This window comes from Rhodobacter sp. SY28-1, from assembly GCF_005222785.1.
Lineage (GTDB): Bacteria > Pseudomonadota > Alphaproteobacteria > Rhodobacterales > Rhodobacteraceae > Tabrizicola.
Genome location: NZ_STGH01000003.1, coordinates 899,528 through 926,234, shown reverse-complemented (window position 1 = coordinate 926,234; position 26,707 = coordinate 899,528). Strand labels below are relative to the sequence as shown.

25 protein-coding genes and 1 tRNA gene are annotated in these 26,707 nt (G+C 66.4%); 10 read left to right on the top strand and 16 right to left on the bottom strand.

Annotated elements, in window-relative coordinates; genetic code table 11:
* Positions 1-43 precede the first annotated feature (43 nt).
* Entirely contained in the window at positions 44-679 is a 636-nt protein-coding gene (locus tag E8M84_RS18675) for a GntR family transcriptional regulator (protein ID WP_137112685.1), read from the top strand.
* A gap of 12 nt (positions 680-691) precedes the next feature.
* Here the strand turns inward: E8M84_RS18675 and E8M84_RS18670 are convergent, their stop codons facing one another.
* Both E8M84_RS18670 and carA read right to left on the bottom strand, forming a co-directional pair.
* Positions 692-2,560: a glycosyltransferase family 2 protein gene (locus E8M84_RS18670; protein ID WP_137112684.1), complete on the bottom strand. Its 1,869-nt coding sequence runs from the start codon at positions 2,558-2,560 to the stop codon at positions 692-694.
* A 73-nt stretch (positions 2,561-2,633) separates the two neighbouring features.
* Positions 2,634-3,788: a glutamine-hydrolyzing carbamoyl-phosphate synthase small subunit gene (carA, locus tag E8M84_RS18665; protein WP_137112683.1), complete on the bottom strand. Its 1,155-nt coding sequence runs from the start codon at positions 3,786-3,788 to the stop codon at positions 2,634-2,636.
* A 181-nt stretch (positions 3,789-3,969) separates the two neighbouring features.
* Here carA and E8M84_RS18660 point away from each other — a divergent pair, with 181 nt between their 5' ends.
* Positions 3,970-4,428 (top strand): GatB/YqeY domain-containing protein, encoded by a 459-nt coding sequence (locus E8M84_RS18660; RefSeq protein WP_137112682.1) that lies wholly within the window; start codon positions 3,970-3,972, stop codon positions 4,426-4,428.
* A gap of 52 nt (positions 4,429-4,480) precedes the next feature.
* Positions 4,481-5,917, top strand: a complete 1,437-nt coding sequence (locus tag E8M84_RS18655; protein ID WP_137112681.1) for a phage tail sheath family protein — start codon at positions 4,481-4,483, stop codon at positions 5,915-5,917.
* On the opposite strand, the gene E8M84_RS18650 is transcribed toward E8M84_RS18655, so the two are convergent.
* From E8M84_RS18650 to E8M84_RS18640, 3 genes are all read right to left on the bottom strand, one after another.
* Positions 5,880-6,302, bottom strand: a complete 423-nt coding sequence (locus tag E8M84_RS18650) for a hypothetical protein (protein ID WP_137112680.1) — start codon at positions 6,300-6,302, stop codon at positions 5,880-5,882. The genes E8M84_RS18655 and E8M84_RS18650 overlap by 38 nt on opposite strands.
* Before the next feature lie 73 nt (positions 6,303-6,375).
* Complete coding sequence (locus E8M84_RS18645; RefSeq protein WP_170971997.1) at positions 6,376-6,768, bottom strand: hypothetical protein; 393 nt, start codon at positions 6,766-6,768, stop codon at positions 6,376-6,378.
* A 41-nt stretch (positions 6,769-6,809) separates the two neighbouring features.
* Complete coding sequence (locus tag E8M84_RS18640; RefSeq protein ID WP_137112678.1) at positions 6,810-7,301, bottom strand: DUF2244 domain-containing protein; 492 nt, start codon at positions 7,299-7,301, stop codon at positions 6,810-6,812.
* A 103-nt stretch (positions 7,302-7,404) separates the two neighbouring features.
* On the opposite strand from E8M84_RS18640, the gene E8M84_RS18635 reads away from it, so the two are divergent.
* Complete coding sequence (locus tag E8M84_RS18635) at positions 7,405-8,094, top strand: gamma-glutamylcyclotransferase (RefSeq protein ID WP_205914638.1); 690 nt, start codon at positions 7,405-7,407, stop codon at positions 8,092-8,094.
* Here E8M84_RS18635 and E8M84_RS18630 read toward each other — a convergent pair.
* The 4 genes from E8M84_RS18630 to lipB all read right to left on the bottom strand — a co-directional run bounded on the left by E8M84_RS18630 (position 8,091) and on the right by lipB (position 12,171).
* Positions 8,091-9,038, bottom strand: a complete 948-nt coding sequence (locus tag E8M84_RS18630; protein WP_137112677.1) for an alpha/beta hydrolase — start codon at positions 9,036-9,038, stop codon at positions 8,091-8,093. The two genes, E8M84_RS18635 and E8M84_RS18630, sit on opposite strands and share 4 nt — an antisense overlap.
* 74 nt (positions 9,039-9,112) lie before the next feature.
* Positions 9,113-10,792, bottom strand: coding sequence for a cytochrome c oxidase subunit I (gene ctaD, locus E8M84_RS18625; protein WP_137112676.1), 1,680 nt, complete (start codon positions 10,790-10,792; stop codon positions 9,113-9,115).
* 206 nt (positions 10,793-10,998) lie between these two features.
* Positions 10,999-11,409, bottom strand: a complete 411-nt coding sequence (locus tag E8M84_RS18620; RefSeq protein WP_137112675.1) for a cytochrome c family protein — start codon at positions 11,407-11,409, stop codon at positions 10,999-11,001.
* 90 nt (positions 11,410-11,499) lie between these two features.
* Entirely contained in the window at positions 11,500-12,171 is a 672-nt protein-coding gene (lipB, locus tag E8M84_RS18615) for a lipoyl(octanoyl) transferase LipB (RefSeq protein WP_170971996.1), read from the bottom strand.
* Positions 12,172-12,281: 110 nt separating this feature from the next.
* On the opposite strand from lipB, the gene E8M84_RS18610 reads away from it, so the two are divergent.
* From E8M84_RS18610 to E8M84_RS18585, 6 genes are all read left to right on the top strand, one after another.
* On the top strand, positions 12,282-13,829 hold the full coding sequence (locus E8M84_RS18610; RefSeq protein WP_137112674.1) for a peptidoglycan-binding domain-containing protein: 1,548 nt from the start codon (positions 12,282-12,284) through the stop codon (positions 13,827-13,829).
* Positions 13,830-13,914: 85 nt separating this feature from the next.
* Positions 13,915-14,001 (top strand) — tRNA-Leu (locus tag E8M84_RS18605).
* 285 nt (positions 14,002-14,286) lie between these two features.
* A complete protein-coding gene (locus tag E8M84_RS18600) occupies positions 14,287-15,387 on the top strand; it encodes an ABC transporter ATP-binding protein (RefSeq protein ID WP_137112673.1) in 1,101 nt (366 codons plus the stop codon).
* Positions 15,388-15,461: 74 nt separating this feature from the next.
* The gene (locus E8M84_RS18595; protein WP_137112672.1) at positions 15,462-16,523 is read left to right on the top strand and encodes an ABC transporter substrate-binding protein; all 1,062 of its coding nucleotides are present in this window, start codon (positions 15,462-15,464) and stop codon (positions 16,521-16,523) included.
* 54 nt (positions 16,524-16,577) lie between these two features.
* Complete coding sequence (locus E8M84_RS18590) at positions 16,578-17,831, top strand: ABC transporter permease (RefSeq protein WP_137112671.1); 1,254 nt, start codon at positions 16,578-16,580, stop codon at positions 17,829-17,831.
* A gap of 10 nt (positions 17,832-17,841) precedes the next feature.
* Positions 17,842-18,813 (top strand): ABC transporter permease, encoded by a 972-nt coding sequence (locus tag E8M84_RS18585; RefSeq protein ID WP_137112670.1) that lies wholly within the window; start codon positions 17,842-17,844, stop codon positions 18,811-18,813.
* Between the two features lie 72 nt (positions 18,814-18,885).
* Here E8M84_RS18585 and E8M84_RS18580 read toward each other — a convergent pair whose 3' ends face one another.
* From E8M84_RS18580 to kdpC, 7 genes are all read right to left on the bottom strand, one after another.
* Positions 18,886-19,824, bottom strand: coding sequence for an AEC family transporter (locus tag E8M84_RS18580; protein WP_137112669.1), 939 nt, complete (start codon positions 19,822-19,824; stop codon positions 18,886-18,888).
* Positions 19,821-20,624 (bottom strand): MBL fold metallo-hydrolase, encoded by an 804-nt coding sequence (locus E8M84_RS18575; RefSeq protein WP_137112668.1) that lies wholly within the window; start codon positions 20,622-20,624, stop codon positions 19,821-19,823. The genes E8M84_RS18580 and E8M84_RS18575 overlap by 4 nt, the downstream gene beginning before the upstream one ends.
* Entirely contained in the window at positions 20,624-21,433 is an 810-nt protein-coding gene (locus E8M84_RS18570; RefSeq protein WP_137112667.1) for a TatD family hydrolase, read from the bottom strand. The genes E8M84_RS18575 and E8M84_RS18570 overlap by 1 nt, the downstream gene beginning before the upstream one ends.
* Before the next feature lie 6 nt (positions 21,434-21,439).
* Positions 21,440-22,573: a DNA polymerase III subunit delta' gene (locus tag E8M84_RS18565; RefSeq protein WP_137112666.1), complete on the bottom strand. Its 1,134-nt coding sequence runs from the start codon at positions 22,571-22,573 to the stop codon at positions 21,440-21,442.
* Positions 22,574-22,766: 193 nt separating this feature from the next.
* Positions 22,767-23,453 carry a winged helix-turn-helix domain-containing protein gene (locus tag E8M84_RS18560; protein WP_137112665.1) on the bottom strand — a complete coding sequence of 229 codons (687 nt, stop codon included), beginning with the start codon at positions 23,451-23,453 and terminating at the stop codon, positions 22,767-22,769.
* Entirely contained in the window at positions 23,450-26,125 is a 2,676-nt protein-coding gene (locus E8M84_RS18555; RefSeq protein ID WP_137112664.1) for a sensor histidine kinase KdpD, read from the bottom strand. Before E8M84_RS18555 ends, E8M84_RS18560 begins: the two co-directional genes overlap by 4 nt.
* Positions 26,125-26,700: a potassium-transporting ATPase subunit KdpC gene (gene kdpC, locus E8M84_RS18550; protein ID WP_137112663.1), complete on the bottom strand. Its 576-nt coding sequence runs from the start codon at positions 26,698-26,700 to the stop codon at positions 26,125-26,127. The genes E8M84_RS18555 and kdpC overlap by 1 nt, the downstream gene beginning before the upstream one ends.
* Between the last annotated feature and the right edge of the window lie 7 nt (positions 26,701-26,707).

Genomic DNA, 26,707 nt, shown 5'->3' with positions numbered 1-26,707 from the left:
GGGGCCGCGTTAGGGTCCGGGCCGCGCAGGGGGGACGGAACGGGTGCAGAAAGACGCATATACGCTGTTGATGGAGGCGATCGAGGCCGGGGTCTACAAGCCGGGCGACCGGCTGGTGGAAAGCGAGCTGGCCGAGCGGCTGGGGGTCAGCCGGACCCCGGTGCGCGAGGCGCTGCAGCGGCTGGAAACGCAGGCGATGCTGACGCGCGACGGGCGGAGCCTGATTGTCGCCTCGCTGGATCACAACCAGTTGGCCGAACTTTACACTGTGCGGACCGAGCTGGAGGGGCTGGCGGCCCGGCTGGCCGCGCGACATGCGACGCCCGAGGAAGTGCGGGTCCTGAAAAGCATGGTGGCCGAGGATCGTGCCTTGTTGGGTGGCGATCCGCGGGCGCTGTCCCGGGCCAACAAGCGGTTTCACAAGCAGATCCATCTGGCCAGCCACAACCGGTTTCTGGTGCAGCAGCTGGACCTGGTGCATCGCAGCATGGCGCTGATGGCGAATACGTCGTTTGCGGCCGAAGGCCGGGACGAGGTGGCTCTGGAGGAACATGCCCAGATCGTCGCGGCGATCGAGGCGGGAGATGGAGATGCGGCCTATCAGGCGCTGAAGTCGCATATCAGCAAGGCCTTCGAGACGCGCCTGCGGGTCGATGCGGGCGAATTGCGGATGCGCTAGCGCCTTTCGGCGTCAGTCTGCAGGCTCCTCTGCCGGGTCGAAGAGGCCGTGGGTGGTCTTGTCCCAGTAGAATGGCCGGGTCGCCAGTTCGATCAGCCCCTTGTAGGCGGCGAGCGAGGCGAGCGGGTAGTAGAGCTTGAGCGTCAGGACCCAGATCCGGCTGAGGCCATGCGCGGTGCGACCAAGGCCAAGCGCGCCGATCAGGATGTTCGCGACCTCGGACAGGAAGAAGACCCCGGCGATGCACCAGACGGCGGCCGGGGGGAGGGCTGCGTAAAGCGGGTGGTCGAAGCCGAAGGGCAGAAGGAGGAAGGACCAGAGCAGGGGCGCGAGCAGGAATTGCGCGATGGTGCCGAGGAACAGGACCTGGAACCCGAGGAATCCGCGCGGGCCAAGCTGGCGCCAGAGCTGCACCGGCTGCCGAATGTGGACGGCCCAGGTCATCATGTAGCCCTTGATCCAGCGCGAGCGCTGCTTGATCCACGGGAGCGGGCGGCAGTTCGCCTCTTCATGCGTGACGGTGTCGATGAGTTCAGTGCGGTAGCCGTGGCGCGCAAGGCGGATGCCGAGATCGGCGTCTTCGGTCACGTTGTGCGCGTCCCAGGCGCCGAGGCGGTCCAGCACCTCGCGCCGGAAAAAGAGCGTGGTGCCGCCGAGGGGTACGACCAGCCCAAGCCGGGCGAGGCCGGGCAGGACCAGGCGGAACCAGCCGGCATATTCGATGGTGAAACAGCGGCTTAGCCAGTTGGTGCGGGGGTTGTAGTAGTCGAGGACACCTTGCAGGCAGGCGACCTCGGGCCCCGAGCGCTGGAAGCGTTCGACGACGCGGCGAAGCTGGTCCGGGTCAGGTGCATCCTCGGCATCGTAGACCCCGATGATGGCGCCGCGGGCATAGTCGAAGGCGTGGTTCAACGCGCGGGGCTTGGTCTTGACCTGACCATCCGGCACCACGACGACCCGCATCCAGGGCGGGAGTTCTGAGTTGGCGAGCGCGTCGAGGGTGATGTGATCCTCCGCTTCCACGGCGAGGATGACGTCGAGGAGGTCGGCCGGATAGTCGAGACGGGCGAGGCGGCGGACGAGGCGGGGGGCGATGTCGGCCTCACGATAGAGCGCCACGATGATCGAGACGATGGGCTGGATCGCATCGCTGGCGGGGTCCGGGCCGGGACGGGGGGCGCGGAGGGCGGCGACGGCGGCTGCGATCTTCAGGATTGTCAGGCAGGTTAGGGAGAAGACGGCGAAGGCAAGGGCGGCGAGGCCGGAGGCAAGGGGCGCGAGGGCGAGGGCGAAGAGGATCAGGCCGAGGACGGCCAGGGCGCGCGGCGACTGGTGCAGGCGCGGCCAGTTGCGGCAACTTTCGGCGGGTGCGACGCGGGTTTCGGCGGCATGGGCCAGGCGGTCGCCACGCCGGGCGTGGATCGCGGCCAGGATCGCGCGGGGCGAGGCGATGCCCGCGGCGACGGGGCCGAGGCGGCTTTCCAGCATCGGGCGGAGGCGGTGAAACTCCTCTGGCCGGGAGGTGGCGACGACGGTGACGGCGCCGACCTTCTGCCAGGGGACCAGCCCGTGGCGCAGGCAGTCCTGAGTGCCGACCGCGTCGATCAGGCGGGGGTCGGGGTGCGCGCTGTCGAGATCGAGGACGCGGATGCCGTGGTTGCGGGCATCGACGCCGAGAAGGTCGCGTTCGACGACAAGGCCGCGGGTGCGCAGGACGTCCGGCAGGCGGCCAGCCTCACGCCCCTGATGCGAGAGGGCGGTGAGCATCTCTTCGGGCGCGACGACGCCCGCGCGCAGGAGCGAGGCGCCGACGGCAAAGCGGCGAAGCCCTTTGGGCAAGGGAACGGCAATCTGGTCAACGATCTGTTCGGCGGCACCCATAGCAACCCCCACCTCCGCAGGATGCAGATTGGGGGCTCAGGGTTAACAGGCGGTTAACTGCGTTCCGCCCGTTTCAGGCGGCGCGGCGGGATTTCATCGCGGCGGCGAAGCGTTCGAACAGGTAGAAGCTGTCCTGGGGGCCGGGCGAGGCTTCGGGGTGGTACTGGACCGAGTAGATCGGCTTGCCGTCCACCGCGATGCCGCAGTTGGTGCCGTCGAAGAGCGAGATATGCGTCTCCATGACGCCCTTCGGCAGGGTGTCGGCGTCGACGGTGAAGCCGTGGTTCATCGAGGTGATCTCGACCTTGCCGGTGGTCAGGTCCTTCACGGGGTGGTTCGCACCGTGGTGGCCGTGGTTCATCTTGCGGGTCTTCGCGCCCAGGGCCAGCGCCAGCATCTGGTGGCCAAGGCAGATGCCGAAGAGCGGCAGGTCCTTGGACAAAACGCCCTGGATCATCGGCACGGCATAGGCGCCGGTCGCGGCCGGGTCGCCGGGGCCGTTCGACAGGAACACGCCCTCGGGGTTCAGGGCCAGGACATCCTCGGCGGTGGCGGTGGCGGGCAGGACGGTGACTTCGCAGCCAACGGAGGCCAGGCAGCGCAGGATGTTGCGCTTGGCGCCGTAGTCGATCGCGACCACCTTGAAGCCCGGGCCCTCGCGGCGGGTGTAACCCTCGGGCCAGGCCCACCGCTTTTCATCCCAGCGATAGCTTTGCGCGCAGGTGACATCCTTGGCGAGGTCGAGGCCAACCAGTCCCTTCCAGGCGCGGGCTTTCGCTACCAGTTTCTCGATGTCGAACTTGCCATCGGGGTTGTGGGCAAGGGTGACATGCGGCGCGCCCTGCTGGCGGATCGCGCGGGTCAGCCGCCGCGTGTCGATCCCGCCGATGCCGATGCGGCCGATCTTCGTGAGCCAATCCGTCAGCTCACCAGTTGCGCGCCAGTTCGACGGCTCGGTCGGGTCCCACTTCACCACCATGCCTGCGGCAGAAGGGGTGGTGGTTTCGTCATCCTCGGGCGTGACGCCGGTATTGCCGATATGGGGGAAGGTGAAGGTCACGACCTGGCCCGCATAGGAGGGGTCGGTCATGATTTCCTGGTAGCCGGTCATCGCTGTGTTGAAGACAAGCTCTGCCACCGTCTCGCCCACAGCGCCAAGGCCATGGCCGTAGAACAGGGTGCCGTCGGCAAGTGCGAGGCAGGCGGTAGGCTTCTGCGGCGCAGGCATGGGCGACTCTCCCTTTGGGCAAATTGCGCGGAACCTAAGGAAAGCCAGGGGCAGGGTCAAGCCCGGCTGGGAAAAGGATTGTGTATCAGAATCAATGGGTTGGGAAATGGGGCCACAGTTGCGGTCCGGACGGGTTCAGGGTATTGTCGGAAACTTGGGGAAACTATCGGAAAGACCTGCCATGCTTTTGCGCGACCGTCTGCAGACGGCCCTCAAGGAGGCCATGAAGGCCAAGGAGGCCGACCGGCTGTCCACGCTGCGCCTGATCAACGCCGCCATCAAGGACCGCGAGATTGCGGTCAGGGGCGAAGGGGACGGGGTCGAGGTAGGCGAGGCCGAGATCCTGCAGATCATGGGCAAGATGGTGAAGCAGAGGCAGGAATCGGCGCGGGCCTATGAAGAGGGCGGGCGACTGGAACTGGCCGAGAAGGAACTGGCCGAAATCGGCGTGATCCAGGAATTCCTGCCGCGCCAGATGGACGCGGCCGAGATCGCGGCGGCGGTCGATGCGGCGGTGGCCGAAACGGGGGCGGCCAGCATCCGCGACGTGGGCAAGGTGATGGCTGCGCTGAAGGCCAGGTACACCGGCCAGATGGATTTCGGCGCGGTGGGCGCGCTGGTGAAGGGGCGGCTGGGGTAGGGCCTGCCCTCTGACCGGCGGTTCCGCGTCAGCGGGAGAAGGACGCGGGCGCATGGCCCTGACGCCGGGTGTGCATGTCGAAGAGAAGGTTGCTGGGCAATTGGCCCGGCTGCCGACTGCCGTGACGGCCTTTGTCGGCCCGGTTCCGGGATTGGCGGAAAAGGGGCCGATCCGGGTGATCTCGTATCCCGATTTCCTGGACAAGGTCGGCGCGCCGCCGCCCGAGCCGATGGCGGTGCGGGTCACGCGGCGGCTGGATGCCCAGGGCCGGGTGCTGGCCGTCGCGGTGGACTGGCATGGCCCTGCGCCGCAGGTGCCCGCAGTCGTGCTGCATCCGGCCGTTGCTGCGCATTTCGACAATGGCGGCGGGGCGGCCTGGATCGTGCCGACAACCGGGGGCAGCGCAGAGGAGCTTGTCGCGGGCGTGCAGGCGACCGTAGGCCTGAACGACGTGACGCTGCTGGCGGTGCCGGATGCCGTACACCTTGCGGTCCCGGGCTGGAGCAGGGTGATGGCAGCGGCATTTGCGTCTTGTGCGGCGAATGGGCGGCGGATGCTGATCCTGGATGTCCCGTCCGCGCGGCAAGAGCTGTTCGTGAGCTGGGCCGAGACCTGCACAGGGTTTCGCGCGTCCCTGTCCGGCGTGACGGCAGCTGAGTTGCGCTATGGGGCGGCCTATGCGCCGTTCCTGCAGATGGGACGGGCGCATGAGGTCGATCTGTCGGCGATCCGGGTCGCGGAGGCCCGGGATGAGACTGTCGCGGCAGATGGGACGGTCACGGTGCGGGAGACCCATGGTCTGGTCGGGCGGGCGGTGTCGGCGATCGCGGGAGATCCCGGAGCGCTGTCGATCCGGAGCGCGGCGCTTGAGCTTGCGCGTTCGGCGCGCGTAGTGCTGCCGCCATCGGGGGTCGTCTCGGGCCTGCTGGGGCAGAATGATCGCGAGCAGGGGGTCTGGAAAGCCCCGGTCAACCGGGCTTTGGCGGAGAATGCACAGCCCGCGCTGCCGGTGCGCGCCGCAGACGAGGACCTGCTGCGCGATCCGGTCGGGGGGATGGCAATCAATCCGCTCCGCAGCCTTCCGGGCCGGGGCGTGCGGAAATGGGGTGCGCGCACCCTTGCAGGCCAGGACCCCACCGCCACTTACATCCCCCAGCTTCGGCTGGTGATGTGGGTCAAGGCCTGCCTGTCCCAAGGGCTGGAGCCTTTCGTGTTCGAGCCAAACACACCCGTCACCTGGACCAGGGTGCGCGGGATGGTCCAGGACTTTCTGCTCGGCCTCTGGCGCGAGGGGGCGTTGCAGGGCACGACGCCGGAGCAGGCTTTCTTTGTGGCGGTCGGTCTTGGCCGCACCATGACCGAAGCCGACATCGAGGAGGGACGGATGGTGGTCGAGGCCGGGATTGCGACCCTGCGACCGGCAGAGTTGTCACTCGTGCGTGTGGTTGTGACTATGGTCGGGCCGGACGCCCCGCAGCCCACGCGATGACGAGCCAGAAGACGGACCGGAACGGCAGGGCGAGCGCGGTTCGCAGCTCGACCCTGGTCCCGGCCAGCGCGAGACCCGCGAAGAGTGCGAAGACTGCCAGCGTTGCAAGCCCGATGGCCAGCGCAATCCCGCGGGCAGCGGGGTGGTTTTGCCAAAGGGCAAGGGCACCGATCAGATAGACGACCCCCGCGACGGTGTTGAAGATCACGACGAAGGGCAGGGCGTCCCCCGCCGCCCGCTGGGCGGCCTCGGGGCCAAACAGCACGAGGCTGCCGCTGAGAATGGTCAGGGCGCCGAACGCCCCGGCGGCAATGGCGGCGGGGCGTGTCCAGCGGGGTGAGAGTGCGGGCATGGCCTGATCGTCCCAAGGGAAGGATGCAGGCATCCTGCAACCGCGCGCCGGATGCCGCCTTGACCCTGGTCAAGCCCGCCGCGGCGGGAGACCCCGCCGGACCGGCCTATTCCGGATACTTGCGAACCGCCTTTGCCGCGTCGATCTTTCCGCCCGACTTCTTGGACTGCGCCGTGGCCGTCCACTGGTACTTGTGCTGCCCGCTGGGAGGGCACGGGCTTTTGTACTTGAAGCTGCCAGGCTCGATCACGGTCTGGCCGGTATAGGCGATGGTGCCGCCGCCGTGGTCGAAGCTGGGGTAATTCAGGTCGACCATCTTGAAGCGGATGAACTTGGTCCCTTCCGGCACGTCCGTCAGTTCGAAGCGCGGGTTGTCGACCGTGTTCGGACTGCCGTTGGTGCAGGACTTCAGCGCCCCCCATTCGAAGCCGATCTCGAAGGCCTGGGCGGGCAGGGCGGACAGGGTCAGGGCGACAGCGACGGCAAGAGCTTTGGTCATGGTGGATCTCCCGGGTTCTATCCCGGTCTTGTCCGCAACAATCATGGCCGGCGTAGGCCCGCAATGCGGCGTCCGAGATCTTTCTCCAGCGCGATGCGTTCGTCTTCGGACAGGAAGGCACCGAGCTCGACCTCGCGCCCGTCGCCCTTGAGCGTCAGGTAGTTCGGCACCGGGCCGCCGGTTTCGTGCAGGGTGACGCGCAGCCAGTAGGGGTTCGCCTCCCAGTCCTGGCGGCGGCCCTTGGGGCCGTGGCGGACGAGGGTGACGCGGTCAGGGGAGAGCCGCAGGTCCTCGACAATGTCGCGGTCGCGGCCGTTCTTTCTTAGCGCGAACCAGATGGCCCAGATTGCGCCGAGGAGAAACGGGAGGAGCGCCCAGACGACCGGGCTGCCGATGATGCCCATCAGCGGCACGGCGATCAGTGCGGCGGTCAGGCCGACGAACCAGACGAACCCGGCTTGCGTGAGCGACCGGTGCGGCCAGAGATGCAGGCGGTCCTCGCCGCCTTCGGGGGGAAGCCATTCATAGGGCATGGCTCCTTTCTAATTTCTCGCCCCCGAAAGGGAAGACCCCTGCGGCAGCTTGTCAGCAGGGCGGACCTTTGCGATCCTGCTTCGGGGTGACCGGGGGGCTGCAATGGCAGGTTCGGGTCGGGTGATGGCGCTGGGGCCGGCGCATCTGGCGAAGGTGGCGCGCGAGGTGCCACGGATCGAGTATGCCTCGAACCTGACAAGGATCACGGACGACGAAATGGTTGTCATCGCCGAGCGTATGGCAAGGCAGGTGGACGGCGGGCCGTTCTGGCTGTTCGCCTATGGCTCGCTGATCTGGAAACCGGACTTCGAATATGTCGAGGCGCGGCGTGGGTTGGTACATGGCTGGCGCCGGTCCTTCTGCCTGCCGATCCGGAACTGGCGCGCGACGCCAGACCAGCCGGGGTTGATGCTCGCGTTGCAGCGAGGCGGGGCCTGCTCTGGCATCGCCTACCGGATGCCCGAGGATGATCCGCATGGCCGCATGTTGCGGCTACTGAAGCGCGAGGTCGCCTCTCACGAGGGCCTTCACGGGGTACGGTGGGTGACGGTTCGGACGCCGGAAGGTGCAGTCCGGGCCCTGGTCTTCTACTGTGCGCCAAAGGATGGTCCGGCCGTCGAGCGGCTGACACCGGACGAGCAGGCCCGGCGGCTGGCGCAGGCGGTCGGCCATGTCGGCAGCTGCGCAGAATACCTTTACAACACCGTCAGCCATCTGGAGGCGCTGGGGATCCGCGACCGGTATCTGTGGGACCTGCAGGCCCGCGTCGCGGCCGAGATCGACCGGCTTTAGCCCTTCACCTGCGCCAAGAAGTCATGGAAGGCCTTGCGATAGGCGGCGGGGTCCTCGGCATGAGAGCCAAGGTGGTCGGCCCCGGTCCAGAGCGTGACGGTGGGCGCCGTGCGCGCTGCGGCGAGGGATTGCGAGGGGCCGATGGGAACGATCCGGTCGGCGCTGCCATGGGCGAGGAACAGAGGTCCCGGGAAGACCTGGTAGGCAGCGGCGGTTTCGGCCTGGTCCAGAGTCAGGCTGGTCTTGAACGGCAGCACCTGTTTCGCAGTCCAGGCGATGACCTGTGGCAGGGGTTTCCCGCCCGCGGCGGCGAGGTGATCCATCACGGCGGCAAAGCTGATCGCGGGGCTGTCGAGCGCGATGGCGCTGACGCGGGGGGCGAGCGGGCTTTGCTTCAGGAATTGGCCAAGGATCGCGCCGCCCATCGATTCCGCGACGACGAGCACGCGGTCGGTCTCGGCCGGGGCCATGCGGGTCACGGCGGGTTCAAGATCGGGCCATTCGGTCAGGCCGAAGCCATAGCTTCCGTCGGGCGAAGCGGGGGCGCCCTCGTCGTTGCGGTAGGTCACCAGAAGGACGGTCCAGCCGGCCTCGTGCAGGATCGACAGCGCGCGATAGCCGTCCTCACGCGCGCCGGCGATGCCGTGGACGTAGATGGCACGGCCCGCCTCGGGACCGGCGGCGGGGACTAGCCAGGCCTCGGCCGCACCGAGGGGCGTGTCCAGGGTTACGGTCTGGAAGGGCAGGGACAGTGCCTGCATCGGGTCGCCGCGAAAGCCGAGTGCGAGCGGGTCGCTCGGCGGCTCGGCCGTGGCGAGGGCTGCGGCGATCGGGCCGGTCTTCAAGAGGCCCGCCGTTCCATGGGCCAGGAAATAGCCTGCGATGCCGACATATCCCACGAAAGCCAGCGCCACGAGGGAAAGGAGGAAGAAGACGATTCGCATGGCATACCTCGAAGGCGAAAGGAAAGGGCCCCGGGTGCTGGTGCAGCCCGGGGCCCTTGGATCAGATCAGGCGCTTAGTGCGCGTGGCCCTTGTCCCAGTCGGACTGCTTGGGCAGCTGCTCGAACGTGTGTTCCGGCGGCGGCGAGGGCAGGGTCCATTCCAGGGTGTCGGCGTATTCGTTCCAGTAGTTGTTCTCGGTGATCCGACGGCCCCACAGGAGCGTGTAGAACACGATGCCGATGAAGAACACGAAGGACGCGAACGAGATGAAGGCACCGACCGAGGAGAACCAGTTCCAGTAGGCGAATGCCTCGGGGTAGTCGATGTAGCGGCGCGGCATGCCCTGGCGGCCCAGGAAGTGCTGCGGGAAGAAGGTCAGGTTCGAGCCGACGAACATCATCCAGAAGTGCAGCTTGCCCGCCCATTCCGGATACTGACGGCCCGACATCTTGCCCAGCCAGAAGTAGATCCCGGCGAAGATCCCGAACACGGCACCCAGCGACATCACATAGTGGAAGTGCGCCACGACGTAGTAGGTGTCATGGTAGGCCCGGTCCACGGGGGCCTGGCTGAGGACGATCCCGGTCACGCCGCCGACGGTGAAGAGGAAGAGGAAGCCGAAGGCCCAGAGCATCGGGGTCTTGAATTCGACCGACCCGCCCCAGATCGTCGCGATCCACGAGAAGATCTTCACGCCCGTCGGCACCGCGATGACCATCGTCGCCAGCATGAAGTAGGACTGCTGGGTCAGGGACATGCCCACGGTGTACATGTGGTGCGCCCAGACGACGAAGCCCAGGACCCCGATGGCGACCATCGCGTAGACCATCGGCAGGTAGCCGAAGATCGGCTTGCGCGAGAAGGTCGAGATGACCTGAGAGATGATCCCGAAGGCCGGGATGATGATGATGTAGACCTCGGGGTGGCCGAAGAACCACAGGATGTGCTGGTAAAGGATCGGGTCACCGCCACCCGAGGGGGTGAAGAAGGTGGTGCCGAAGTTGCGGTCCGTCAGCAGCATGGTGATCGCGCCGGCCAGAACGGGCAGGGCAAGAAGGATCAGCCAGGCGGTGACGAAGATCGACCAGCCGAAGAGCGGCACCTTGTGCAGGGTCATCCCCGGCGCGCGCATGTTCAGGAAGGTCGTGATCATGTTGATCGCGCCCAGGATCGAGGAGGCGCCCGACAGGTGGACGGCGAAGATCGCGAGGTCCATCGCATAGCCGCCTTCGGCCGTGGTGGTCAGGGGCGGATAGAGAACCCAGCCCACGCCCGCGCCGGTGCCAAGGTCGCCACCGCCGCCCGGTGCCAGCATCGAGGCCACGCCCAGCGAGGTCCCGGCGACGTAGAGCCAGTAGGACAGGTTGTTCATCCGCGGGAAGGCCATGTCCGGCGCGCCGATCTGCAGCGGCATGAAGTAGTTGCCGAAGCCACCGAAGAGGGCGGGAATGACGACGAAGAACATCATCAGGACGCCGTGATAGGTAATCATCACGTTCCAGAGGTGCCCGTTCGGGGTGCAGGTCGCGGCCGCGTCGGCCACGAAGCGCGCGCCTTCCTGGCACATGTACTGGACGCCCGGCTCCATCAGTTCAAGCCGCATGTAGACGGTGAACAGGACCGAGATCAGGCCGACGAGACCGCCGGTGAACAGGTAGAGAATCCCGATGTCCTTGTGGTTGGTCGACATGAACCAGCGGGTGAAGAACCCGGGTTTGTGGTGTTCGTGGCCGTGGATGGCTGCGTCCGCCATTGGCGTCCTCCGCTTTGGTCGTTCCGTGATGCCGTTCGCCGCCCGTTGATCGGGTTGCCCGGTTTCCCTTGTGATCCCGTCTTTAGCGATGCCGAAGGCAGGTCGCAATGCACGACTTTGCCGCAGGACAGAGATTTTCGGGCGGAATGACGAAGGGCGCGGTTCCGATGCGGAACCGCGCCCCAAAACCGTGCTGTCGGACGGGCTTACTGGGCGACCGAGGCCAGGTACGCGGCCACGTCCTCGCCACCGGCGGAAAGCTTGAAGGACATCTTCGACTTGGCCGCATCATCGCCGAGCGCCTGCTTCAGATAGCCGGCCGGGTCGGCGGTATATGCGGCAAGGCTGGCTTCGTCCCAGACCGCGCCGGTTGCGCCCAGAGCGGCAATCGACTCGCCATATTTGAAGTCGGGGTCCGAGGCCACGCCACGGCCGATGACGCCGTAAAGGTTCGGGCCGGTGCGGCCGCCCTTCTGGATCTCGGTTCCGTCCGGCGCGATCACCGAATGGCAGGCCTTGCACTTCTTGAACGTATCCTCGCCCGCGGCAGGGTCGCCCGCGAAAGCGGGAGCGGCCATGGCAGTGGCGGCAACGGCAAGAAGGATGAACGTCTTCATGATGTCCTCGTGTTCAACTGGGGGCAACGCTGCGCCTCCACGAGCGGAACATGGGGGTGGGGGGCGTTGATATGCAATAGCATGTTGGTGCTATGCGACATCTTGCGCGGCGCAACTGCGCTGGAAGGCCCGTTCGAAGGTGGACATCAGCGCCGCGTCGAGATCGGCCATCGTGACGGGCAGGCCCAGATCGACCAGGCTGGTCACCCCGTGGTCGCGGATGCCGCAGGGGATGATTCCGTCGAAGTGGGACAGGTCCGGCTCGACGTTGATCGAGATGCCGTGGAAGCTGACCCAGCGGCGGAGCTTGATGCCGATGGCGGCGATCTTGTCTTCGCCGGGTTTGCCGTCGGGACCGGGGCGGTCGGGCCGCTGGACCCAGACGCCGACGCGGCCATCGCGGATTTCGCCTGTCACGTTGAACTCGGCCAGAGTGTCGATGACCCAGCGTTCCAGGTCGCGGACAAAGCAGCGCACGTCGCCGCCCCGCGCCTTGACGTCGAGCATCGTGTAGATCACCCGCTGGCCGGGGCCGTGATAGGTATACTGCCCGCCGCGACCGACCGGATAGACCGGGAATCGGTCGGGCTGGACAAGGTCGGCCGGCTTGGCCGAAGTGCCTGCGGTATAGAGCGGGGGATGCTCCAGAAGCCAGATCGCCTCACCGGCGCGGCCCTCGGTCATGGCGGCGACATGCGCTTCCATCGCGGCAACTGTTTCCGGATAGGGCGCTAGTCCGGGTATGTGACGCCATTCTACCAATCTGACGCTCCAATCTTCGGGGCGGTGTGAGGGACTTGATGGAAATCCTGCCTTCCCCAAGGGCAATCCCGTGTTAGGCTGTACCGGGGTTCTTTTCACGGAGTGATGTCATGAAGATCAAGAAGATTGCAACGGCGGCGCTGATGGCCTCGGTCGCCTTATCCCCTCTTTCACCGATTTCCGCGCCCGCGCGCGCCGATGGCAAGGACTTTATCGCCGGTGCGATCATCGGTGGCATCATCGGCGGTGCGGTTGCCAACGAGAACAACAAGAAGAGAACAACGACGACGCGGTCGACCAAGAAGTCGACCAAGTCCTCGATCAGCGCCGAACAGCGCGAGGCGAACCGCGAGGTGCAGACGGCGCTGAACTATTTCGGCTACAGCGTTGGCACGGCAGACGGGTCGATCGGGCCGCGGTCGCGGGCGGCGATCAGCCAGTATCAGGCGTTCCTCGGCTATCCGGCGACGGGCCAGCTGAGCGAGCATGAGCGGACGATCCTGGTCACGTCCTACCATCGCGCGGTGGCGGGCGGGCCGGTCATCGCCTCGACCGTGGCGAGCAGCCCCTATGGGATGAAGGCGATACTGATCGCGCAGCGCGACGAGATGGCTGGGATTGCGCCGGGCGGCACGATGGCCGCGGCTGGCGTGCCGGCGCCGGGCTCGGTTGCAGCGGCTGCGGCTGCGGCGCTGCCGACGCTGGTCGCGGACGAACCCGAGGTTGAGGTGCCAGCCCCCGAGACCGTGGCGGCCCTGCCCGAGGACCCCGCACTTCCGTCCTTCATGAGCCCGGCAGGGTCCAAGGGCTCGCTCGCATCGGCTTGCAACCAGATCGGCCTGACGACCACGGCAAATGGCGGTCTGACCACGGCAGATGCCATGCAGGACGCGAATTTCGCCCTGGGCGAGCAGTTCTGCCTGGCGCGCAGCTATGCGATTTCGCGCGGAGACGAGCTGACTGCGCAGATCGCGGGCTTTACGCCGGACCAGATCGCCGAGCAGTGCGCGGCCTTCGGGCCGGTGCTGAAAGACCATGTGGCGGCGCTGTCGCTGAAACCGGCCGCCGATGTGCTGGGCGGGGTCGAAGGCTTCATCCTGTCGTCTGGCATGTCGCCGGCGCAGCTGTCCGGGACGGCCAAGGTCTGCCTTGGGGTCGGCTATGCCCAGGATGACATGAACGTCGCCATCGGCTCGGCCCTGCTTTTGGCGTCGCTTGGCGAGCGGGGGTATTCGGAATACCTCGGCCACCACCTGAGCCAGGGCTTCGGCGCGGCGGAGCGGCCTGATCTGGCGATGGACTGGTACCAGATGTCGCTGGACGCGATGGAACAGGGCCAGATGGTCGTGGCGCCGGGCGTCCAGGGCCGGGATGCGGTGATCAAGAAGGCGTCCTACCGGATCAACGGCCGGGCATCGGAACTGGAACCCGAGGTCGAGGTGCAGGAGGCGGCGCTGCCGGTCTTCGACGTCGAGGTGCCGGAGACCGAGGTCGCCGAGGCCGAGCCGGTTGTCGATCCTGTGGTCGAAGCTGCGCCCGAGGCTGTCGCGCTGGCCCCTGCGGCAGAGCCGGGTGCGAACGGCGAGATGATGCAGTCGGGCATGCAGGCCGCGATCACCGCGGCGCGGCTGCCGCTGCTCATCTTCCAAAGCAACTGACATGGTCGGAAGGGGGCGTGCAAAATGCCCCTTTTCATCCTGCGCGCCAGTCGCTAGATAGCGGGCGTCCAAACCGGGCCCACATGCGGATGTGGCGGAATTGGTAGACGCGCAGCGTTGAGGTCGCTGTTCCTTAACCGGAGTGAAAGTTCGAGTCTTTTCATCCGCACCAGGGTTCGCTGGACAACGCCAAGGGCGCGGGGGAAACCCCGCGCCCTTCGCCTTTGCAGCCACTTTCTTCGGCAGGATTGCATCCTTTTCTTGCGATGATTGCAGGCAGATCGACTGCCGGGCTGTCGAATACTGTGCGTTCTTCCCGTAGCGGCGCAAAGCTGCCCAAACAGGTCGCGAAAGTGCCGTTTGGCGTCGAAAAACTGCGTTGCATTGGGGGGCGCGTTTCGGTTTAGTCGAATCAAGCCAGAGGGCGAGAAGCCCCGGAACCATCAGGGAGACACGGGTGACGCAAGAGCCCCGCAACGACGCCTTCGTCGCGTTTGAGCACGTCCAGAAAAGCTATGACGGTGTCACGCTTGTTGTGAAGGACCTGAACCTGTCGATCGGCAAGGGCGAGTTCCTGACGATGCTGGGGCCGTCAGGTTCGGGCAAGACGACCTGTCTGATGATGCTGGCCGGGTTCGAGACGGCGACGCATGGCGAGATCAAGCTGGACGGCGTGAACATCAACCAGGTCCCGCCGCACAAGCGCGGGATCGGGATGGTATTCCAGAACTATGCGCTGTTCCCGCACATGACGGTGGGCGAGAACCTGGCCTTCCCGCTGGAAGTCCGCGGCATGGGCAAGGACGAACGCGAAGCGAAGATCAAGCGCGCCTTGGACATGGTGCAGATGGGGGCCTATGCCAACCGTCGCCCCGCGCAGCTTTCGGGCGGCCAGCAGCAGCGGATCGCGCTGGCGCGAGCGCTGGTGTTCGACCCCAAGCTTGTGCTGATGGACGAACCTCTGGGCGCGCTGGACAAGCAATTGCGCGAGCACATGCAGTTCGAGATCAAGCATTTGCATGAATCGCTTGGGATTACAGTGGTATATGTCACCCACGACCAGGGTGAGGCGCTGACGATGTCGGACCGCGTCGCGGTGTTCAACGATGGCCGTATCCAGCAGCTTGCGCCGCCGGCCGACCTGTACGAACGCCCCGAGAACAGCTTCGTCGCGCAGTTCATCGGCGAAAACAACAAGCTGATGGGCACCATCGAGGAGCTGACGGGCGACAAGGCGCTGGTCCGGCTGACCACGGGCGAGTTGATCGACGCGACCGCGGTCAACGCCAAGGAGAAGGGCCACAGGACCCTGGTCTCGATCCGGCCCGAACGAGTGGAGTTCAAGCCCGAGATGATGCCGCCCGGTGCCCACACGATCGAGGCCGAGGTAGTCGAGATCATCTACATGGGTGACATCCTGCGCGCGGTCCTGAAGGTCGCCGGGTCGGATGACTTCGTGATGAAGATGCGCAATACGCTGGGGCAGACCAAGCTGTCGCCCGGCCAGAAGATCAAGGTGGGCTGGCATCCCCAGGATGCCCGCGCGCTCGACCCCTGATACCGTGCGGGGGGCAGGCGTCCCCCGGTCGGAAAAGAGCAATGAAACTTCAGTTCAACCTAGGGAGCTTGCGAATGAAGAAGACCCTCATCCTGACGACCGCCTTGGTCAGCTTTGGCTTTGCCGCCAATGCCGACGTGACGGTCATGTCCTGGGGCGGTGCCTATGGTGCGGCCCAGAACGAAGTCCACGTTCAGCCTTGGGCAACCGCGACAGGCAATACCGCCGTCATGGTTGACAGCGACAACCCGGCAGCACCGGTCAAGGCTATGGTGGAAGCTGGCAACGTAACCGTCGACGTCGCGTCTCTTGAGTATGCCGATGTCATCCGTCTGTGTGACGAAGGCATTCTCGAGCCGATCGATGCGTCGATCCTTGCACCAGGCGCGGACGGAACGCCGGCGCTTGAGGACTTCCTTCCCGGCTCTGTCGTTGAATGTGGCGTTTCGACCGACGTGTGGGCGAACGTCTATGCCTACGACACCACGAAGTTTCCCGAGGGCCCGACGACGGCAGCCGATTTCTTCGACCTGGAGAAATTTCCGGGCAAGCGTGGCCTGAAGCGTGGCGCAAAGGCAGTGCTTGAGTTCGCGCTTATGGCTGATGGCGTTCCGGCGGCAGAGGTCTATGCGACGCTCGGCACTCCGGAAGGGGTAGACCGTGCGTTTGCCAAGCTTGATACCATCAAGTCGGAAGTCGTCTGGTGGGAAGCGGGCGCCCAGCCGCCGCAACTGCTGGCGGATGGCGAAGTGGCAATGACCACTGCCTACAATGGACGACTGTTTGCCGCCATCACGGCCGAAGGCAAGCCCTTCCAGATCGTCTGGGATGGCCAGATCTACGAGAACGAAATGTACGTCGTGCCTAAGGGCGCGCCGAACAAGGATCTGGCGATGGACTTCATCAAGTTCGCCACCACGACCGAGGCGCTGCGTGCTCAGGCCGAACTGATCTCCTACGGTCCGCCGCGGAAGTCTGCGTTGAAGGAAGATATCCTGTTCAAGGGAAGCGAGTTCTCGATGGCACCGCACTCGCCGACCTCTAACCTCGACAACGCACTGTCGTCCGACTTCGAGTTCTGGGTAGACCATGACGCGGAACTGAACGAGCGGTTCAACGCCTGGTTGGCGCAGTAACAAAGACCCGGCCGGGCGCAATCCCTTGCGCCCGGCCACATTTGCGAGGACGGCATGGCCGAAGCGACCAACGAACTTCTGACCACTGCGGATGGCCGCCCGCTGAAGGCCGCGCTGCAGGCCGCACAGGCCCGCGCCAAGCGCCGCGCCTTCCTGCTGGTGCTGCCGCTGCTGCTGTTCGTCCTGCTGACCTTCCTGATCCCCATCGGCCTTATGCTGAAGCGGTCCTTCGAACATGACGGCTTCGCGTCGTCCGCCCCGGCGCTGGTGGCGTGGTTCGAGGCCAATCCCGATTTCAACCCGGCCGACCCGCCGGAAGAGGCCTATGCCGCGCTGGTCCAGGACTTGGCCCGGATGCAGACGGACAAGACGACCGGCATTGCGGGCACGCGGATCAATTATTCCGTCCCCGGTACGATCAGCCTGTTCAAGAAAGGCGCGCGCGAGGCGGGGGACCTGACCCCGCCCTTCAAGGAAAGCCTGGTCGCGGTCGATGCCGACTGGGCGAAACCGGCGCTGTGGCGGGGCATGGCCTCGGCCTCAAACGTCTACACGGCCGAGTTCTACAAGGTCGCCTCGGACTTCAAACTGAACGACGACGGCTGGGCGCGGGGTGAGGACAATGAGCGCATCTACCTCTACCTCTTCTTCAAGACCTTCCTGATCTCGGCGATCATCACCTTCCTGTGCCTCTTGCTGGCCTTCCCGGTGGCGCATCTTCTGGCGACGCTGCCGATGGCGAAGTCCTCGCTCTTGATGATCTTCGTGCTGTTGCCGTTCTGGACCTCGCTTCTGGTGCGGACGACGTCGTGGATCGCGCTGTTGCAGGAACAGGGGATCGTCAACGACCTGCTGGTCGGCATCGGGCTCATTGGCGACGATGGGCGGTTGTCGATGATGTACAACATGACCGGCACCATTGTGGCGATGACGCATGTGCTCTTGCCGTTCATGATCCTGCCCCTCTATTCCGTCATGCGGGTGATCCCGCCCAGCTATGCCCGCGCCGCCCGGTCGCTGGGGGCCACCAGCTGGACCACCTTCCGCCGGGTCTACCTGCCGCAGACCCTGCCGGGGATCGCCGCCGGGTCGCTTCTCGTCTTCATCCTGGCGGTGGGCTACTACATCACGCCCGCGCTGGTCGGGGGCGCGGACGGGCAGCTGATCTCGAACCTGATCGCCTTCCACATGTCGAAGTCGAACTGGTCGCTGGCCGCCGCCATCGCCGGGATGCTGCTGGCGTCGATCCTGCTGCTTTACTGGCTTTACGACCGGCTGATCGGCATCGACCGGCTGAAGTTCGGCTGAGGAGGACATCATGGCACTACCCACCTATGCCTCGCCGCTGGAACGGATCTGGTACTACACCTACCTGGTGATCTGCGGGCTGGTATTCCTTTTCCTGATCGCGCCGATCCTGATCGTGGTTCCGCTGTCGTTCAACGCCGAGCCCTATTTCACCTTCACCGAGAAGATGCTGTCCTTCGACCCGACGGGATATTCCCTGCGCTGGTACGACACGCTTTTGACGCTGGGCCACCCGGCACCGGAAACGGTGCGTGACAGCACCTGGTGGTCGGCAGTGTGGGAGCGGGCGACCTGGGTGCAGGCGGCGAAGAATTCGTTCTGGGTCGGGCTTTGGGCGACGATCCTGGCGACCGTGCTGGGCACGATTGCGGCACTTGGCCTGTCGCGACCGGAAATGCCCTATCGGCGGCTTATCATGGCGCTGCTTATCAGTCCGATGATCGTGCCGATCATCATCATCGCGGTGGGGATGAGCTTTTTCTTCGCCCAGGCCTGCATTGCGCCGGACAGCGCGATGGGTGCGGTCTTCGGAGTCTTCCTGTCGGAAAAGGGCTGCCTTGCGAACTCGCACCTTGGGGTCATCGTGGCCCATGCCGTGCTGGGCATCCCCTTCGTCATCATCACCGTCACTGCAACGCTGACGGGCTTTGACCAGTCGCTGATCCGGGCCGCGCACAGCCTTGGGGCCAATCCGCGGACGACCTTCTTCAAGGTCATCATGCCCTTGATCCTGCCCGGCGTGATCTCGGGCGCGCTGTTTGCCTTTGTCACCTCGTTCGACGAGGTGGTGGCGGTCCTGTTCATCGCGGGTCCCGACCAGCAGACGATCCCGCGCCAGATGTTCAACGGCATCCGCGAGGCAATCTCGCCTGCCATTCTGGCCGTGGCGACGATCCTGGTGCTGATCTCGGTTCTGTTGCTGGTCACGGTCGAGCTGTTGCGGCGGCGGTCGGATCGGCTGCGGGGCGTGACCGGACGCTGAGGGGCTCATCGTTCGCCTTCGGCTTCTCGTCGTGGGCGATCGGCGCGGACGGGCGAAGCCGCCGAGGAGCGGTCAGGGCAGGATGTGCAGCCAGCCCCAGGTCGTCAGGATCGACAGGGCGGTGGCGACGAGGACGCTGGAAGCATTCACCCGTTTCCCGACCCCGTACATGTGCGCGAACATGTAGGCGTTCACCCCGGGCGCCATCGCGGCGGTGACGACGGCCGAGCGCAGGGCATCGGTCCCGAGCGAAAAGACCTGGGTGCCCAAGACCCAGGTGACCGCCGGATGCAGGATCAGCGAGGCCGCGGTAACCATCAGGACCGGCCCGATGTCACCCTCGATCCGGTAGCGGACCAGGACGCCGCCTAGGCCGAACAGCGCGACCGGAATCGCGGCGCGGGTGATCATGTCGATGGCCGACCAGAAGAACCCGGGCAGCGGATTTCCGGACAGGTTTACCGCAAAGCCCAGGAGGATGCCGATCACCAGCGACTGCGACAGGATCGCCTTGGCGATCTGGCGAAGGAGGGCTGCGCCCGACAGGCCATGCCCCCGGGTCCTCGCCCATTCCATCAGGGCGATGCCAAAGCCGTACAGCATCGGCGCGTGCAGGGAGATAATGGCATAGTTGCCCTGCAGGGCGGCAGTGCCGTAGGCGCGCTCGGTGATCGCCAGGCCGAGAAGGAGGGAGTTCGAGAAAAGTCCCGCAAAGCCGATCGAGACGGCATCGGGCATCGCACGGTGGAACAGGTACATCGCTCCGAAGAAACAGGCGAAAAAGCCCGCGAAGGCCCCGGCGTAGAAGCTGGTCATCAGGCCGGGATCGTAGGCCGCCGAGAGGTCGAGAAACGCGATCGAGCGGAACAGGAGGCAGGGCACCGCGAAGTTCTGGGCGAACCGCATCAGGGCGTCGACGGCGGTTTCGGCCATCAGGTTGGCGCGGACCATCGCATAGCCAAAGCCGATGACAAGGAAGACCGGAAGGATGACGTCGAGAAGGGCGCTCACGGCTGGTTGTCGTAGGCGACCGTCATGCCGTCGAAGGCGGGTCTGATGTGGGGCGGAAGTTCCTCGCAGAGGGTCGCGTAGTCGAGATCGACATGCATGTTGGTGATCACCGCGCGGGCGGGCTTGGCGCGGGCGATCCAGCCGAGGGTCATATCAAGGTGCGCATGGGTCGGGTGCGGCTTGCGGCGCAGCGCGTCGACGATCCAGCAGTCCAGGCCTTCAAGCACCGGCCAGCTTTCCGCCGGGATGTCGACGGCATCGGGCAGGTAAGCCAGGGGGCCGATCCGGAAGCCAAGCGCGTCCATGCTGCCGTGATCGGCGCGGAATGGGGTCAGGGTGACCGAGCCTCCGGCCCCCGCGACGGAAACCGGGCCGTCGATGGTGTGGAGGTCAAGGATCGGCGGATAGGGTGAGCCTTCGGGCTGGACGAAGGCATAGCCGAAGCGGGACAACAGCGCCTCTTGCGTCGGGCCGTCGGCCCAGACCGGAAGGCGCTGGCGCTGGTTGAAGACCACCTGCCGCAGGTCGTCGATGCCGTGCATGTGGTCGGCGTGGCTGTGGGTGTAGACGACGCCATCCAGCGCGCCGACGCCTGCATCGAGAAGCTGGTCGCGCATGTCGGGCGAGGTGTCGATCAGGACGCGGGTCACGCCCTCGGCCGTCTCACGGGTGATGAGCATCGAACAGCGGCGGCGGCGGTTTTTCGGGTTTGTGGGGTCGCAGTCACCCCAGATGCCGCCGAGACGAGGGACCCCGCCAGAGGAGCCGCAGCCGAGTATGGTGAAGGTGAGCCGCGCCATCATGCGGCCTTTGCGGCGCGCGCGGCGCGGGGGAAGAGGCGGTCGAAGTTGGCGGTGGTCTGCGCGGCGAAGGCTTCGAGTGTCAGGCCGAAGACCGGGGCCAGTGCCCGGGCGGTGTAGGCGACGTAAGCCGGTTCGTTGCGCTTGCCGCGATAGGGCGGGGGGGCAAGGTAGGGGCTGTCGGTTTCCAGGATCAGCCGGTCGAGCGGGGCCTTGGCGAAGATGTCGCGCAGGTCCTGCGACTTCGGGAAGGCGGCGATGCCGGAGATCGAGAGGGTGAAGCCCATCTCGAGTGCTGCCTCGGCCAGGCGGGGGCCGGAGGAGAAGCAGTGCATGACGCAGGAATAGGGTCGGCGGGCGATGCCTTCGGCGAGGATCGCCTCCATGTCCGCGTCGGCGTCGCGGGAATGGATGATGAGCGGCAGGCCGGTTTCCTGTGCGGCCTCGATATGAAGGCGGAGCGAGGTCTGCTGGATGGATTTCGAGTCGGCCGTGTAGTGATAGTCGAGCCCGGTTTCGCCGATCCCGACGAATTTCGGATGCCTGGCCAGCGCCACAAGCTCTTCGACCGTGGCAAGGGGTTCCTCATGCGCGCTCATCGGATGGGTTCCGGCGGCGTAGAACACTTCCGGATGCGCCTCGGCCAGGGTGCGGACTTTCGGTTCGTTCTTGAGCCGGGTGCAGATCGTCACCATCCGGTTCACCCCGGCGGCACGGGCGCGGGCGATGATTTCGGCGGTTTCGCCAATCAGGTCGGGGAAGTCCAGGTGACAGTGGCTGTCGACCAGATCAGGCAGGGTGGGAGACATCTTCGGCTACCTCAAGGCGAGGCTTCCCGCCGTCTCGTCGAGCTTCAGAAGCATATCCATCAGAAGCGCGGCAGGGTCAAGATTGACCGCCTTGCCGCGCCGGGCGCGGGCGGCCACGGACTGGGCAAGGTCGGCCCAGCCCCGGGCGGCAAGCGGGTCGGGCGACAGGCGGTGCAGAAGCTGCGCTTCGCCAGGCGCGGCCTCGGGGGGCGTGACGCCGGTCACCCCGTGCCGGGCCAGCCGGGCAAGGACGAGGTCGATCAGCGTCACCAGGAGGTCGAAGGTTTCGGCAGCCCCCCGTGCCCCGGCCATGTCGGACAGGGCCAGGGCCTGCGGCCGGTCCAGGCGGGGCAGGGTGGCGAACAGGCGGATCAGGGCGGCGTAAAGTTTCAGCCCGTCCAGGTTCGTCATCCGGAACGCCTCGCCCACCGACCCGCCCGAGAGTTCGGCCAGCGCGCTGCGGTCCTCGGGCGCGATGTCGCCGCCGGCCTGGGTGAGTGCGTCGGCAAGGTCCTGCGGCCCCAGCGGGTGCAGGCGAAGCTCGCGGCAGCGTGAGCGGATCGTTGGCAGAAGGCGCGCGGGCTGATGCGCGATCAGGAAAAACGTCACGTTTGCAGGGGGTTCCTCCAAGAGCTTCAACAGCGCGTTGGCGGCGGCCGGTCCCATTTCGTCAAGGCTGTCGATGATCGCGGTCCGATGACCCCCGTCGGTGGCGGACAAGGCGAAAAAGCTTTTCATCTTTCGAACGTCATCGACCGAGATCACCTGCGACAGGGCGGTTTCCTTCTCGTTCGGGCCGCGGCGCAAAAGGAAATGCCTCGGCTCGGCGCCTTGCAGCAGGCGGCGGGCGACCGGGTGGCTGTCGGGGATGTCCAGACTGTCCGGCGGGGGGGCCGCGAACATCCCGCCGTCATCGGGTGGGGTGGCAAGCAGGAACCGGGCCATGCGCCAGGCGAGCGTCGCCTTGCCCACGCCCTTTGGCCCGGTCAGCATCCAGGCATGGTGCATCCGGCCGGACTGGTGGGCGCGCAGAAGCTCGGCCTCGGCGGCGGCATGGCCGAAAAGCACCCGCGTCTCGCGCGGATGGGGTGCACCCTCCAGACGGTCGGGTTCGGGCAACTGGTCTTTCGGCTCGGCCATGGGGGCAATTTGCACGGGGCTGATGGCGGGGGAAAGGGGGTCCTTGGCTGCCGCCCGGTTTCGTGGAGTGTGTGGGGATCGGGGACGATGATGCGGAAGTTCAATGCTGTGGGACGAGTGCGAGGTCAAGACACCCAGTCTGACGCCACAAGATTGTGCAAAACGAGCCATGCGGCCAGGGTCGCGTCAACGGTCAGGAGCCTTCGAGGAACCTGTATCCGATTCCCGGTTCGGTCATGATGAAGCGCGGGTTCGTGGCGTCGTCGCGCAGTTTCTGCCGCAGTTGACGAATGTAGACCCGCAGATACTGGCTGTCGCCCGCATGGGCCGTTCCCCAGATCGCCTTCAGGATCATCTCCTGGGTGACAAGGCGCCCGCGATGGCTCGCGAGCATCCAGAGCAGGTCGAACTCCCGACGCGTGAGGTGGAGGGGATGGCTGTCCAGAGTGGCGGAATGGTCGGCAGCGTCGATCCGGAGCGGACCGATGGTCAGGACCGAGGGCTGGATTTCGGATACGCGGTCGCGCAGAAGACTGCGCACGCGGGCCAGAAATTCCTTCACGCCAAAGGGCTTGACCACATAATCCTGCGCGCCTGCGTCCAGCGCCTCGACCTTGCCGGCTTCGTCGACCCGGACCGACAGGATCAGGACGGGAATCTGGCTCCAGCCGCGCAGGTCGCGCAGGACGGACAGGCCATCGGCATCGGGCAGGCCGAGGTCGAGCACGACCAATGCCGGGGCTTCGCGGGCGGCGGAGGCCAGACCTGCGCGCGCGGTTGCCGCCTCGATCACGCCGTAACCGTCCGCTTCCAGCGCCACCCGCAGAAAGCGCCGGATCGGGGCTTCGTCGTCTATGACCAGAATGCGCGCGTCGGTCATGCGGGACCCTCGGGATTGTTCAGGGGAAGGGCAACGACCATGCGCGTGCCAAGGCCGTCAGGGCTGCCCGCTTCGGCGCGGATCGTGCCACCCATCGCTTCGACCAGGCCCTTGCAGATCGCAAGACCGAGGCCAGTGCCCGCGCGCTGCCGGTCGCCAATGGCCACGCGGTAGAACATGTCGAAGATCCGCGACCGGTCCGCCGGTGGGATGCCGGGTCCGCGGTCCGCTACCCAGATCTCCACCCGCGAACCCGTCTGGGTGACACCGATGCGGATCGGCGAGCCTTCGGGAGAATATTTGGCGGCATTGTCGAGCATGTTCACCAGAACCTGCTCCAGAAGCACGCCGTCGGCCAGGATCAGCGGCAGGTTCGGGGCAAGGTCCACCTGAACGTCGTGCCCGCGCAACACACCCTTCATCCGAGCGCGCGCGCCACCGACGATCTCGGCCACGTCCTGCGGTGTCAGGCGGGGCTTCAGGGCGCCGTGGCCAAGGCGGGTCATGTCCAGAAGGTTCTGGACATAGCGGTCCAGCCGCTCGCCTTCTTCGCGGATGTTGTCGGCAAGGTCGCGGCGGGACTTGGCGGGCAGGTCGCTGTCGGCCAGGTGCCCGGCCGCGCCGATGATGGTGACGAGCGGCGTGCGCAGGTCGTGGCTGACACTGTTCAGAAGCGCCGTGCGCAAGCGTTCCGTTTCCGTGGCAAGCTGGGTGGCGGCGAGGTCCTCGGTCAGTCGCAGGCGTTCGAGCGCCAGGGCGATCTGGTCGATCAGCGCGTCCAGAAGCCGCCGGTCGGTCCGGGCAAGCTGGCGGTCGTCCTCATAGGCGATGCCCAGGACCCCGAGCCGCCGGTCGCCGGCGATGAGCGGCAGGAAGAACCAGCGCGCGGTGGGCAGGGTGTCCGACCCACGACCGGCGGGTTCGCCCTTTTCCCAGGTGAACTGGGCCGCGGATTGGTCGCGGACCTCAAGCCGGTCTTCGGGCGGGAAGCCCCCGACAACTTGCAGCTCTGCCCCGCGCGGCATCAGAAGCACCACCTCGCAGCGCAGGATTGTCGCGACATGGCTGACCGAGGCCCAGACCACGTCGTCCGCGGTGGCCGAGGCGGCGACACGGCGGCTGAAGTCGTAAAGCTTGTTCGTGCGGTCCGAGATTGCGGCCTGCGCTTCAATCCGGGCGCGAAGCCGCGCGGCCAGGTTGCCGGTGATCAGCGAGGCCACGAGGAAGAGACCAAGCGTCAGGATTTCGCCCTGTCGTGAGACCTGGAAGGTAAAGCGCGGCTCGGTGAACAGGAAGTTGTAAGCCAGAAACCCCAGCACGGCGCTGGCAAGGGCCGGGCCAAGGCCCCGGCGGCTGGCGACGAAGACGACCGCCGTCATGTAGATGACGCTGAGACTGGCAATCGGGAAAAGCTGGTCGGCGGCGAAGGAACAGGCCGAGGCGACGGCGACGGCGAGGACCGCCTCGATCCAGCCCCTGGGCTCGGCCCCCAGGAGAGGCAGGCGCAGGCCCAGGGGTTTCGTCCGGTCTTCAGGTTCCGAGGCAAGCGTGACCTCGAACGGGCCCGAACGGCGCAGGAGGTCCGCCGCCACGTCCTCGCCGCCGAGGCGCAGCCAGAAGGGTCGTGGGCGGGGACGGCCGATGACGATGCGGCGCACGTTTCGGGTCTTGGCGTAGTCGAGGATCGCTTCGGCCACGTCGTGCTCGGCCTCAAGCGTGGCGAGTTCCGCGCCAAGGCGTTCGGCCAGGCGCAGGCTGCCCGCCAGGCGGTCCTTGTCGGCTTCCGGCAGCGTTTCTGCCCGGGCCTGCACCACGTTCAGCGCAATCCAGTCGGCCCGCGCCCGGTCGGCGCTGCGCTTGGCAACCCGGATCGCCTCGCGCGCCGCAGGACTTTCGTTCAGGCAGACAAGGATCCGCTCTTGCGTCGGCCAGGGGCCGGAGATCGCGTTTGCCGCCATGTGCTCGCGCAGCTGCGCATCGACCCGGTCGGCGGCGGTGCGCATGGCAAGTTCGCGCAGGGCGGTAAGGTTGCCCTTGACGAAGAACGACGACAGCGCGCGTGAGGCCTGATCGGCGGGATAGACCTTGCCTTGCTTCAGCCGGTCGACCAGCTCGTCCGGCGGCAGGTCGATCAACTCGATCTCGTCGGCCAGTTGCAGCGCATCGTCGGGAACGGTTTCGCGAACCCGGACGCCGGTGATTCGGGCCACGGTTTCGTTCAGCGTCTCGATGTGCTGGATGTTCAGTGTGGTGTAGACGTCGATCCCGGCGGCCAGAACCTCTTCGACGTCCTGCCAGCGTTTGTCGTGGCGGCTGCCTTCGGCGTTGGTATGCGCCAGTTCGTCGATCAGCGCGAGGTCCGGCTTGCGCGCCAGAAGCGCGTCGAGGTCCATCTCGGTCAGCACCCGGCCCTGATAGAGCACGGGCTTGCGCGGCAGTTGCGTCAGGCCTGACAGCTTGGCCTGGGTCTCGGCCCGGCCATGCGTCTCGATCAGCGCGGCCACCACGTCGCGGCCCTTCGCGGCCTCGCGGTGGGCGTCGTCGAGCATGGCCCAGGTCTTGCCGACGCCGGGGGCCGCGCCGAGGAAGACCTTCAGCCGCCCCCGACCTTCGCGCGCTGCATGGGCGAGAAGGGCCTCGGGCGAGGGGCGGATGTCGGTCTCTTCGCTCATCAGTTGCCAGCGGGGGGCATCGGGAAGGCGTCGTCAAGGGCGATGTTGGTGAGAAGGACGTTGACGCGCGGTTCGCCGTAAAGGCCGAAGGTGCGGCCCTGGACAGACGCCTCGATCAGGGCCCGCACCGCCGTCGGGTCGGCCCCGCGTGCGGCGGCGATCCGGTCGGCCTGCGCAAGGGCGGTTTCGGGGCTGATGTCGGGGTCGAGGCCAGAGCCAGAAGCCGTGACGGCGTCAATGGGTGCAGGGGCGCCGTTCAGCGCCTCCCACGCGGCGCGGCGTTCCGCAACCGCCGCGATCAAGGCCGCAGAAGTTGGCCCAAGGTTCGACGCGCCGGTCCCCGCCGCGTTCCAGCCGCTCGCCGACGGGCGGGGGTGCAGGTGGCCCGGTCCCGCGAAGGGCTGGGCGATGAGGGAAGAGCCGATGACGGTGCCCTCCCGTTCGATAAGGCTGCCGTTCGCGGCGGCGGGGAACAGGGTCTGGGCAAGGCCGGTCATGGCCAGGGGATAGGCCAGGCCCGTCAGCAACGTGAAGAGCACGGTCAGAGAGATGGCGGGGCGAAGCTGTGACAGCATGTCAGGT